Source organism: Streptomyces sp. NRRL S-378 (assembly GCF_000720645.1).
Classification (GTDB): Bacteria; Actinomycetota; Actinomycetes; order Streptomycetales; family Streptomycetaceae; genus Streptomyces.
In genome coordinates, this window is sequence record NZ_JOBX01000010.1 from 105,657 (window position 1) to 118,559 (window position 12,903).

Below are 12,903 nucleotides of genomic sequence, written 5' to 3' on the forward strand. Positions count from 1 at the left end.
CCGTGCGCGCGGCGGACGGCTGCTCGGCCTTCACCGAGACCGCCGACGACCAGCCCCACCAGGCGCGCCCAGAACACCAACACCTACATCTGGACGTTCACCGGCGCCTGCCGGTCCGCGCCGGCCGAGATGGAGTCCGAGCATCGCCCGCGGCAGCCTCTTCGACCACGGCGCCGCGGTCCGGCCCGCCCGCTCATCTCGCCACCGCCAGGCAGTAGTCCTGGTCGGTGGCGAGCAGGTTGCGGTGGGTGTCCTCGGCGGTGATCACGCCGTCGTCCAGGACGAGCACCCGGTCGGCGGCGTCCAGGAGGGCCGGACTGCTCGTGATCACGAGGGTGGTCCGGCCCCGGCGCAGCCGCGCGATGTTGCGCGCGATGAGCTGTTCGGTGACGGCGTCGACGGCCGTCGTCGGGTCGTGCAGGACGAGGACGTCGCTGTCGGCCGCCAGGGCCCGCGCCAGGGACAGCCGTTGGCGCTGGCCGCCGGACAGGTTCGCGCCGCGGTCGCGGACGGCGTAGTCGAGCCCCTCGCGGTGGAGGGCGACGACATCGGTCAGCATGGACGCCTCGACGGCCTCGGGGACCGTCCGGCTGCTGCCCGACAGGTCGATGTTGGTGCGGAGCGTGCCCGCGAAGATCTCCGCGTCGTACGGGTTCACCAGCATGTGCTCGCGGACCGCCTCCACCGACAGTTCGGCGATCTCTTGCCCGCCGACCCGTACGGCTCCCTCGTACGTGTGGGGCGGGACCCTCACGGCCAGGACGGCGGCGAGGTCGGCGGCGGCGCGCGGCTGGTAGGCGGCGATCGCCGTGAAACCGCCCGCCGGGACCTGGAACTTCAGGCCGCGCAGGGCGCCGTGCCGGACACCGTCGATCTCCAGGTCGCCGCCGGCGGCCGGGCGCCGCGGCCCCGGGACGGAGACCGGGGGCGCGGTCAGCACCAGCGCCATCCGCTCGGCCGACGCCCGCGCCATCATCACGTACTTGGGCATGTCCGAGAACATCTTGAGCGGTTCCATGATGAACTGCGCCAGCCCCACGGCCATGACGAGCTCGCCGACGGTGATGCGGCCGTCGAAGGCGAGCCACCCGGCCGTCAGGGTCACGGCGACGGCCAGGGCGGCGTTGAGGGCGGCGGCCGTACCCGCGTACGCGCCGTTGACCCCGGCCACGGTGACCGCCTGGTGCTTCGCCTCGGTGCTGACCTTCCGGTACGACGCGAAGGCCGCGTGATTGCCGCCGAAGCCGTGCAGCGGGCGCAGGCCGGTGATCAGGTCGGCGACCTTCGCGCCCGCGCGGGCCACCCGGGCCTGCTGTTCGCGCGTACTGGAGCCGATCCGCCGGGACATCACCGACAGCACCGAAAGGATCGCGACGGTGCCCACGATCACCAGCAGGCCGAGCCTCAGGTCCGCGAGCCCCAGCGCGACGGCGGCCACCAGCACCGCGACCAGCGAGCTGATCAGCAGGGGCACGACCTCGATGATGTCGGCCGTCTGGTCGGCGTCCTCGGTGGCGATGGTCAGGACCTCGCCCGACTTGAGGCCGACGTCCCGGGCCACGGGCTGGAGACCGCAGTCCGCGACGCGCACCCGCCAGCGGTGCGCCTCGGTCGTGTTGGCCTTCTGCAGGATGCGCATGCCGAAGCGCCACGACAGCGACACCGTGGTGATGATCACGGCGAGCGCGGCGATCGACAGGACCAGTGCGCCGGGGCCGCGGTCCTGCATCGTGTGCTCGACGATCAGTCCGAGCGCGATGGGGAAGGCCGTCTCGCCGGCCTGGTAGAGGCCCATGAGGACGGTGCCCCAGGCCATGGCGCCGACGTTGCGGCGCAGTGCGATGCGCAGGATGTCGGTCCCCGAACGGGTCCGCTGCGTGTCAGGAGTTGTCATCGAGGTGGCGGGCAATCGCTTCCGGGGTTCGCAGGGTGAACAGATCGCGGATCGTGATCACTGGACCGTACTCCCGGCGGAGCAGGCCGATCAGCCGCACCGCCAGCATGGAGTGTCCGCCGAGGGACACGAAGTCGCTCACCGCGCTCACCTCGTCGTCGTCCAGGTCCAGGGCCTCGGCGAAGTACGCGCAGACGACCGTCTCCGTCTGCGTCTGCGGGCCGCGCTCCCCCGCCGTGGTCAGCGCGCCCAGCGGCCGGGCCTCGGGCAGTGCCTTGGTGTCGGCCTTCCCGTTCACCGTCAGCGGGATGGCGTCGACCCGGGCGTAGTGGGTCGGGCGCAGGAAGTCCGGCAGTGCGGAGCCCGCTTCGGCGGCGACCGTCGCCAGGTCCCCGCCCTCGTCCAGGACGAGGTAGGCCGCCAGCCGGTACGCGCCGTCCACCTGCGGATCGGGCTGGGCGACGGCGGCGGCGAAGCGGACCCGCGGGTGCGCGGCGAACGCGGCCTCGACCTCGCCCGGTTCGACGCGGTGTCCGCGGATCTTGACCTGCTGGTCGGTGCGGCCCAGGTACGCCAGGTTGCCGTCGGGCCGCCGCGCCACCAGGTCTCCGGTGCGGTACATGCGTTCACCGGGCGCGCCGAACGGGCAGGCCACGAACCGGTGCGCGGTCTGCGCGGCCTGGCCGAGGTAGCCGCGCGCGATGCCGATGCCCGCCACGTACAGCTCGCCGGGGACCCCGTCCGGCAGGGGGCGCAGCCACGGGTCCAGGACGTACACGTCGGTGTTGTCGATGGCCACGCCCACCACGGGGTCCACGCATTCGAAGGTGCCGACGCCGAGGGTGTTGATGGTGTACTCGGTGGGTCCGTACAGGTTGTATCCGGCCGTGCCCTCGGTCTCGGCGAGCCGCTGCCACAGGGTGGGCGTGACGGCCTCGCCGCCCAGCAGGACGAGGGCGGGCCGCCGGTCCGGGTCGTCGAGCAGGCCCTCGGCCACCAGTTGCTGGGCGTAGGTCGGGGTCACGTTGATGACGTCGATCCCGTGCCGGAGGCAGTACTCGACGAGCCGGGGGGCGTCGCGGCGCAGCTCTTCGTCGCAGATGTGCACCTCATGGCCGTCCGCGAGCCACAGCAGTTCCTCCCACGACATGTCGAAGGCGAACGACACGGTGTGGGCGATCCGGAAGACCCGATGGCCGTGGTCCGCCAGTACCGGCTCGAAGATGCGGCGCCGGTGGTTGATCAGCATGTTGGTCAGGCCCGCGTACTCGGTGACCACGCCCTTGGGCCTGCCGGTCGATCCGGAGGTGTAGATCGTGTACGCGGGGTGCCGCAGGCGGTGCGGGTCGTCGGGGGCGAAAGTCGTGAAGGGCCCGGCCGCGGGGAGGGGGCGGTCCAGCTCGATCAGGTCGCCGGACGGCAGGCCCAGCCGCGGTGACACGGCGCTGACGGTGAGGACGGCCTCGGGGCGGGCGTCCGCGACGATCGCGGCGATCCGCTCGTCGGGGTGGTCCAGCTCCAGCGGCACGTACGCGGCGCCCGTGCGCAGGACGGCGAAGAGCGCCACGATCGAGTCGAGGGACCGGGGGACGGCGATGCCCACCGTGGTCTCGGGGCCGATGCCGCGCCCGGCGAGGACGCCCGCGACGGCGCGGCTGCGGTCCCGGAGGTCGGCGAAGGTCATGGTGTGCCCGTGGGCGACGAGTGCGGTCCGCCCGGGGTCGCGGTCGGCCGCCCGGTCGAACCGGTCGACGACGGTGTCCGTGCCGATGTCGGTGCGCCCGGCGGACTCGGGCCGCGGCCCGGGGGCGCCGAGGGCGCCCACCGGTCCCGTGGCCCGGGCCAGGTCGTCGAGGAGGCGCAGGTAGTCGTCCAGGAGGCGCCGGGCCGCCGGGGTGTCGTGGTCGCGGTACTCGAGCTTGACGGTGAGCCGGTCGCCGGGGGTGACCACCCAGGTGTACGGGTAGTGCGTGGAGTCGTCGGCGCGTACGGCGGTGATGCCGTGGCGGGTGTTCATCTCGGCGAAGGCGTCCAGGTCCAGGAAGTTCTGCAGCACGAACAGGTTGTCGAAGAGGGTGTCGTGTCCGCCGGCCCGCTGGATCTCGCCGAGCCCGACGTGCTCGTGCTCCATCGCCTCGACCCGGGCGGCCTGCACGGCCGACAGGTACTCCCGGACGGTGTCGCCCGGCCGGGCCCGGGTCCACAGGGGGACGGTGTTGAGCAGGACGCCCACGATGCCGGCCAGGCCCTCGCCCTCGCGGCCGGAGACGGTCACGCCGAACACGGCGTCGCCGCGGCCGGTCCGGGCGCCGAGCAGGAGCCCGAAGGCGCCGGTCAGTACGGAGTTCAGGGTGACGCCGTGGGTGCGGGCGGCGTCCCGGAGGAGCTGCGACCGCTCGGCGTCGAGCGTGTGCACGAGGGTGCGGGGCGGGCCGTCGGCGAGGGCCGGGGACGGTCCGGCGAGCAGGGTCGGGCCGGGCAGGCCGGTCAGGTGCCGCGCCCAGAACCGTTCCGCCGCGGCGGGGTCCTTGGCGGCGAGCGCCCGGGCGTGGTCCTCGAAGCTCGGGGAGGCCGGGGCGGGCGCCGTCAGGGCGCCCGCGAGAGCCGCCTCGTAGGCGTCGAACAGGTCGCGCAGGACGATCTCCCGGGACCAGCCGTCCCACAGCAGCAGGTGGTAGCTGAGCAGCAGGCCGTCGCGGCCGTCGGGCCGCCGCACCACGGTCAGCCGGATCAGCGGCGGCCGGCCCGTGTCGAATCCGGTCTCGCGGTCCCGGGCCAGCAGGTCGTCGACCTCGGCGTCGGTGGTGAGGTCGAGCGTGCGGACGTCGACGCGGCGGCCGGCCGCGAGGACCTGCACGGCGTTGCCGTCGTCGTCGGTGGCGAAGCCGGCACCCACCGCCGGGTGGCGTGCGATCACCCAGGCCATGGCCTCGGCCAGGGCCCCGGTGTCCAGCCGCCGGTCGAAGGTGAACCAGCTCTGCGCGACGTAGTGGCCGGCCGGTCCGGCCAGCTGGGCCTGGAAGTACAGGCCGCGCTGGAGCGGGGTGACGGGTGCGGTGCGCTCGGCGGTGATGGAGGCCTCCGCGATGTGCCGCAGCGCGTCGCACCAGTGCCCGGTGATCTCCTCCGGGACGCCGTCGGCGAGGGTGAAGACGGCGTGCAGGCTTCCGGTGGCCGCGTCCGTCCAGGCGTTGACCTCGACGGCGTAGGGGCTGTGACCGCCCTGGTCGCCGCCGGTGATGTGCAGGGCCTGTGACTCGTCGCCCCGGCCGAGGTAGTTGAACAGCACCTGCGGGTGGGCGTCCAGCAGCGGCGCCGTCTGCGGGTCGAGGTAGCGCAGCCGGCCGTAGGCGAGGTGGGCGCGCTCGTCGGGGCGGCGTGCGGCGACCTCGCGGGCCGCCGCGACGGGGTCGGTGTGGGCGGTGAGCCGTACGGGCGCGATGGAGGTGAACCAGCCGACGGTACGGGTGTAGTCGTGGTGGGGCAGCACCGGTTCGCGGCCGTGCCGCTCCAGGTCGACCGTGAGGTCGGTGGGCGTGGGCTGGACGCGGGTCAGCGCGGTGCGCAGCGCGCCGCACAGCAGCTCGGTGGGTCCGACACCGAGTGCGGCGGGTGCGGTGCGGGTGACGAGGTCGCTGACGTCGGGCGGGAGCACGACGGTGGTGTCGCGCGGCGCCCGGACCCGGGGCAGCAGCGGGGGCGCCTGGAGCGTGGCGATCCAGTGCCCGAGGCCGCCGTCGTCGGCCGGGTGGGCCGAGGGATCGGCCAGGGCCCGTGCGTACGCGGCGTAGGGGGTGGTCTGCGGCGCGGGGGGCGTTCCGCGCAGGGCCGCGTCCAGGTCGTCGAGGAGGATCAGCCAGGACACCGTGTCGACGGCGAGGTGGTGCACGACCACCACGAGGGTGCGGCTCGTCTCCAGCCACGAGAACGCGATGACGTCCCCGGCCTCGGGATCGAGGCGTCCGGCGGCCTCGTCGGCCGCGGCCGACGGGTCGGTGGTGTCCGCGCGGACGACGCTCACCTCGCGGGCGGGTTCGGTACGCAGGGCCCATACGCCGTGCTCGGTGCGCAGCCGCAGCCGCAGGACCGGGTGTGCGGCCACGACGGCGTTCGCGGCGCGCTCGACGTCGGCGAACGCGGTGCCCTCGGCGGCGGTCACGGCCCGGGCCTGGGCGAAACGGGCGAGCGAGCCGCCCAGCCGGCGCTGGCGCAGGATGATCGGGGTCGGTGCCAGCGGGCCGTCCTGGGGGGCGGCCGCGTCGGCAGTGGCGTCGGCGGGGGCGGACGCTCCGGTCGGCGGGGCGCTCGTCGCCAGGTGCCCGGCGAGCGCGCGCGGTGTCCTGAGCAGGAACACGTCCCGCGGGGTGATCGCCAGTCCGAGGGTCCTGGCCCGGTTGACGACGGTGATGGCGAGGATGCTGTCGCCGCCGGCCCGGAAGAAGTCGCAGTCGGCGTCCACGGCGGTGCCGGGCAGGGACTGCGTGAAGATGCCGACCAGTGCCGTCAGCGCGCTGTCGTGCGCCACGGCGGCCACGTCGTGCTCCGGCCCGGTCCCGTCCGCCGCCCGGGCGCGTTCCGCGAGGGCCTGCCGGTCCAGCTTCCCGTTGACCGTCAGCGGCAGGGCGTCGACCGGCAGCACCCGTGCGGGCACCATGTGCGCGGGCAGTTTCGCCGCGAGCGCGCCGGCGAGGTCGCCCGGCGTCCGTCCCACGACGTGGGCGACGAGGTGGTCGCCGCTGTGCGCCGCGGTGACGGCCACGTCGACGACGCCGTCGAGTTCCCTGATCGCGGCCTCCACCTCGCCGGGCTCGATGCGGAAGCCCTTGACCTGTACCTGGTCGTCGGCACGGCCGGTGAACTCCAGCTCGCCGTCGAGCGTGCGGCGGGCGAGGTCGCCGGTGTGGTACATGCGGGAGCCGTCGGCCGCGAACGGGTCGGCCACGAAGCGGCCCGCGGTGAGCCCGGGCCGGCCCAGGTAGCCGAGGGAGACCTGGTCGCCGGCGACGTAGATGGCGCCCACCCGGCCCGGCGGCACCGGCCGGAGCCGGTCGTCGAGCAGGTGGGTGACCAGGCCGGGGAGGGGGCCGCCGATCGGGCTGACGTCGCCGCCTCGGTCGAAGTCCTCGTCGGTCAGGACCCGGTGGGTGACGTGGACGGTGGTCTCGGTGATGCCGTACATGTTGACGAGCTCGGGCGAGGCGGTGCCGTGCCGTTCGACCCAGCCGCGCAACCGCCCGAGGTGCAGCGCCTCGCCCCCGAAGATGATCCGGCGCAGTGCGGGGAGCGGCTCTGCGGCGTGCCGGTCGGCCTCGATGAAACGGTAGAAGGCGGAGGGGGTCTGGTTGAGCACGGTGACGGCGCGTTCGCGCACCAGCCGGTGGAAGTCGACGGGGGAGCGGGTCAGCGCGTAGTCCGGCACCAGCAGCTCGCCACCGTGGACGAGGGCGCCCCACAGTTCCCAGACCGCGAAGTCGAAGGAGTACGAGTGGAACTGCACCCACACGTCGCGCGGGCCGAAGTCCATGGCGGGGCCGGTGTTGGCGAGCAGGGTCACGACGCTGGAGTGCGGGACCACGACCCCCTTGGGCCGGCCGGTGGAGCCGGAGGTGTAGATGACGTACGCGGGGTCGTGGGGGGCGGCGGCGGGGGCGGCGGGACCTCCGGTGTGCTGCGGCAGCCGCTCCTCCCCCTGTACGAGGAGGCGGGCGGGGACGCCCGCCCGGGCCAGCAGCCGCGTGAAGCGGTCCCGGTGCTCCCGGGCGACGAGGACGACCTGCGGAGCGGCGTCGGTGAGGACGTACTCCAGCCGCCCGTCCGGGTGGGCGAGGTCCAGCGGTACGTAGGCCCCGCCCGCGGTGACGACGGCCACGAGCGCGACGACCTGTTCCAGGGAGCGCGGTACGGCGACGGCGACGCGTTCTCCCGGTCCGACACCGGCGGCGCGCAGGGTGGCGGCCAGTTCGTCGCGTGACGCGGCCAGTTCGCCGTAGGTCAGCGAGCGGGTCTCGCCGTCGAGGGCGCACTGGGTGACGGCGGTGGCGGCCGGGTCGCGGCGCGCGGCGGCGTCGAAGAGGGCAGCCAGGGTGGCCGCTGGGGGCGGGGCGGTCGGAGCGGTCCGCGGGTGCCGGGCTGCGGCGGGCCCCGGTTCGGCGAGCAGGTCGTCGACGAGGGCGTCCGGCCGGGTGAGGAGGCCGGTGAGGGTACGGGTGAAGGCGGACAGGATCGCGCGGGCACCGCTCTCCCGCAGGAGCGCGCCGTCGTGGATCAGGTTGAAGCGGGGCCGTCCGTCGGGGGCCCGTTCCACCACCAGGGTCAGGGGGTAGTGCGGGGCCCCCTCGTTCACGATGCCGGTGACGGACAGGGTGTGGGCGGGGTCGCGCAGGGCCGCGGTGTCGGTCGCGACGTCGAAGACCACCAGGGTGTCGAACAGCGGGCCGGTGCCGACCCCGCGGCCGATGCGTGCCAGCGACACGTGCTGGTGCGCCAGCACGGCGCCCTGGTGCTCGCGGACCGAGGCGAGCAGGTCCCGGGCCGTGGTGGTGGCGGTCCACCGGGCGCGGACGGGGATGGTGTTGATGAACAGGCCGACCATGTCCTCGATGCCGGGCACGTCCGCGTCGCGCCCGGACACGGTGGAGCCGAAGACGACGTCGCGGCCGTGCAGGAGGCCGCCGAGGGCCACGGCCCAGGCGCTGTGCACGGCGACGCTCAGGGGCACCCCGGCCGCGCGGGCCGTTCCGTCGAGGTCTCCGTCCGGCTCCGAGACCGCGTCGGCGAAGGTGTCGGAGGGGGTGTGTCCCTCGGCGACCAGGGAGGGGCCGGGGAGGCCGGCGAGCTGTTCGCGCCACACGCGGTCGCTCTCGGCTTCGTCCCGCCCGGCGAGCCGGCGTACGTAGTCGGTGAAGCCGCCGACGGGGTGCACGGTGCCCGGCGCGTGGTATTCGGCGAGCAGGGCGCGGAGCATCGGGGGCACCGACCAGCCGTCGGCGATGATGTGGTGCACGGTCTGCACCAGGACGGTCCGACCCGCTCCCGCCCGGATGAGCGTGTACCGCATGAGGGGGCCGGTGGCCAGGTCGAACCCGGCGCGGCGGTCCCGTTCGGCGTGGTCGCGGATCTCCTCGTCGGTGATGCCGGGCCGGTCCAGGACGGTGAAGGGGGCCGGTACGCCGCTCTCCAGTACGGAGACCACGCGGCCGTCGGCGAGGGGCACGAAGCGGGCGGCGAGGTTGGGGTGGAGGGCGAGCAGGCGGGTGGCCGCGGCCGCGAGCCGGCCGGTGTCCACCTCTCCCGCCAGGGTCAGCAGTTGCTGCTCGACGTAGTGGCCCGCGGAGTCGTCGTCGAAGACGGAGTGGAAGTACAGGCCTTCCTGGAGCGGGGTCATCGGCAGGACGTCGCGCAGGGCGGGGCCGTCGAGTTCGTCGACGTCGGCCTGGGTGAGGGTGACCAGGGGGAAGTCGCTGGGGGTGTGGCCTCCGCCGTCGAGTGCGGCGATCGCGGTCAGGGTCTCCTGGAAGTAGGCGCCGACGGTCGCGACGTCCTCGTCGGTGAGCAGCCCGTCGGGCCAGGAGAGGGTGGTGACCAGTTCGTAGGCACCGGTGGGGCCGGGTTCGGCGATGGCGTTGAACTCCAGGGCGCGTGGCAGGCGCATCCCGGGATCGCGCCGCTCCCCCAACTGGCCGGTGGACCCGGCCGGTTCCCAGTCGCCGGATGCTCCGGCGGTGAAGCGGCCGAGGTAGTTGAAGAGGACCTGGGGTGCGGGTGCGTCGAACCGGACGTCGGCCAGGTGGCGCAGGACGCCGTAGGAGAGGCCGCCCCGCGGGACGCGGGCGAGGTCCTCCTTGACGGCCTTGAGGGCGGTCGCCAGGTAGTCCGGAGCGGTGAGGTCGGCGGCAGCGCCGGGGTCCACGGTGACCGGGAACAGGGTGGTGAACCAGCCGACGGTCCGGGAGAGTTCCGGTTCGAAGCCGGCGCCGTCCGCCACGAAGCGTGATTCGCGGCCGTGGCCCTCCAGCTCGACGTGGGCGAAGGTCTGGTCCTGGCCGAGGTGGCGGCGCCACCGGGCGAGCGTGACGGCGAGCGCTGTCAGCAGCACGTCGTTGACGCCCGCGTGGAAGCGGGCGGGGACGTCACCGAGCAGGGCGGCCGTGACGTCGGGGCCGACCGGGACGTTCAGGGTCCGTTCGCGTGCGACGGTGTCGTCCGCGCCGAGGGCGCGCCTGCCCAGGGGTGCGTCCGTCCCCGGCAGGGCGCGGCCGAAGTGGGCGCGGTCGTCGTCGAAGGCGGCCTGTTCCAGCAGCTGGGTCCAGCGGCGGAACGAGGTCCCCACCGCCGGCAGCCGGACCGGGACGCCGGCGCAGTACTGCCGCCAGGCGGTGGCGAGGTCGTCCATCAGGATCCGCCAGGACACGCCGTCGATCACCACGTGGTGGGCGACGAGGACGAGCCGGCGGGCGTCGCGGCGCCAGACGGCGCGCAGCATGACGCCGCCCTCCGGGTCCAGTGCGGCGGTGGCGAGCGCGACGCATGCGTCGAGCGGACGGTCGCTCTCCTGCCATCCGGCGACCGTGCGGTCCCCCGGTGCCGGGACCTCGAACCCCCAGCGGTCGCCGCGCACGAGCCGGGCGCGCAGCATGTCGTGGCGTTCGACGAGTGCGGAGAGGATCGTGTCGAGGGCGACGGCGGTCAGGTCCGCCGGGGTGTTCAGCTCCACGGCCTGCACGAAGCCGGCGACGGCGTCGGTGGTCCCGCCGAGCCAGCGCACGATGGGGGATCCCGTGACGGGCCCGGTCGCCACGTCGTCGGGGTCCTCGGCGGCGTCGTCGACGGGCCTCGCCACCGCGGCCAGCGCCCCGAGCACGCTGTGGGTGAAGATCTGCCGGGGAGTGACGTGCAGGCCGGCCTTGCGCAGTGCGCCGAGCAGGGAAATGGCGAGCAGGCTGTCGCCGCCGAGCCGGAAGAAGTCCTGGTCGACACCGGCCCGGTCCAGCCGCAGGAGCGTCGCGACCGCCGCGCACACCAGGCGCTCGTTCTCGGTGACGGGCGGGGCGAGCGGGCCGGTGCCGGACGCGGGCTCCGGCAGCGCGCCGCGGTCCAGCTTGCCGTTGGCGGTGAGCGGGAACTCCTCCAGGACGACGATGTGGGCGGGCACCATGTACTCGACCATGTGCGCGGCGGCCCAGTCCCGGACCTCCTCGGCGCGCAGGTCCGCGGCTCCGGCGGCGGGGATCACGTAGCCCACCAGGTAGGTGCCGCCGGAGGTGTTCTTCTTCGCGACGACGCAGGTGTGCCGTACGCGCGGGTGTTCCGCGAGGCCGGCCTCGACGTCCTCGATCTCCAGCCGCATGCCGCGGATCTTGATCTGGTTGTCCGCGCGGCCGAGGAAGTCCAGGGATCCGTCCGGGGCGTACCGGGCCAGGTCACCGGTCCGGTACAGGCGCGAGCCGTCCCCGGCGAAGGGGTCGGCGACGAACCGGGAGGCCGTCAGGCCGGGGGCACCGGCGTAGCCGCGGCCCAGGAGGAAGCCGCCCACGTAGAGTTCGCCGCCGACGCCGACCGGGACCGGGCGCAGCTCGTCGTCGAGGACGTAGAGCCGGGTGTTGGGGTTGGCCCGGCCGATCGAGGTGGACAGGCGTTCCGCGGCGCCCCGGTAGATGACGTGGGAGACGCCGATCGTCGTCTCGGCCGGGCCGTAGCCGTGGTACATGGGTATGTCGAGCCGGGTGCGGAACCGTTCGTACAGCTCGGGGGTGAGCACTTCGCCGCCGCACCACACGTGCCGCAGGCTGTCCAGCCGGCCGGAGTCGCCCGCGATCTCCAGCAGTACGTCCAGCATCGACGACACCAGGTAGGTGAAGGTGACGCGCTGCTCGGCGATCACCCCGAGGAGGTGGTGGGGGTCGCGTTCGCCGCCGGGCCGCAGGACGACCAGCCTGCCGCCGGACACCAGCGGCAGGAAGATCTCGTTGATGGAGATGTCGAAGGAGAGCGGCGCCTTGAACAGGGAGGCGTCGTCGGGGCCGAAGCCCAGGATCTCGTCGACCTGCCACAGCAGGCGTTCGCTGATGGCCTCGTGACGGATCATCGCGCCCTTGGGGCGGCCGGTGGAGCCGGAGGTGAAGATCACGTAGGCGAGGGCTTCGCCGGGGGTGGTGATGCCGGGGTCGCCGCCGGGGTGGGAGCCGTGGCGCCAGTCACCGAGGTCGACGGCCACGGCGGCCGGTTCGCCCGGGGGGTGCTCGCCCGAGCCGTTGAGCTGGAGCACGACCCCCGCGTCCTCGATGACGACGGCCCTGCGCGTGGCGGGCCACTGCGGGTCGAGCGGGACGAAGGCGGCGCCGGCCTGGAGTACGCCGAGCAGGGCGACCACCATGTCGGCGGAGCGGTCCAGCGAGATGCCGACGACCTGTTCGGCGGTGATCCCACGGTGCAGGAGGTGGTGGGCCAACTGGCCCGATAATTCCGCGACCCGGCCGTAGGTCAGGGTGCGGTGCTCGTCGACGACGGCGACGGCGTCGGGGCGGGTGCGCGCCTGCTCGCGGAACATTTCCACGATGGTGGGGCGGACCCGGTCGGCGCCGGTGTCGTTCCATTCGGCCAGGGTCTCGATGCGCGCCGCGACGCTGGAGGGGGCGATGGTGCCGAGGGGCCGGTCGGGGAAGTCGGCCAGGTCGTCGAGGGCGAGTTGCGCCTCGGCCGGCGGGACGCCGTCCGGGAGGGTGATGCTGCGGGCGTCCGCGCCGATCTCCCAGCCGGCCGCACCGCCGCCGCCGTTGTCGGCCCATCCGAGGACGTCGGCGAAGAGGGTGCCGGGGGTGAGTTCCATGCCGTCGGGGCTGCGGCCGGTCGCCCAGTACGCCAGTGCGATCGAGCACGCCGAGGCGATGGTCCGGTCGCAGTAGTCGCCCGTTCGCCGGCGTACCCCGGCCAGGCGCGTGGGAGAAAGCCGCACGAGACGAGCGGTCGGTTCCGTCATCGAAGACTCAACGCCCCTTCAGTGTCCGCAGGTT

Annotated in this window: 2 protein-coding genes; both read right to left on the reverse strand. The window is 74.1% G+C overall.

Features of this window, described 5'->3' with window-relative positions; translation table 11 throughout:
• Positions 1-193 precede the first annotated feature (193 nt).
• Positions 194-1,894: an ABC transporter ATP-binding protein gene (locus tag IH80_RS0109600; RefSeq protein ID WP_030959228.1), complete on the reverse strand. Its 1,701-nt coding sequence runs from the start codon at positions 1,892-1,894 to the stop codon at positions 194-196.
• Positions 1,881-12,869: a non-ribosomal peptide synthetase gene (locus tag IH80_RS0109605; RefSeq protein ID WP_030959230.1), complete on the reverse strand. Its 10,989-nt coding sequence runs from the start codon at positions 12,867-12,869 to the stop codon at positions 1,881-1,883. Before IH80_RS0109605 ends, IH80_RS0109600 begins: the two co-directional genes overlap by 14 nt.
• Positions 12,870-12,903 lie beyond the last annotated feature (34 nt).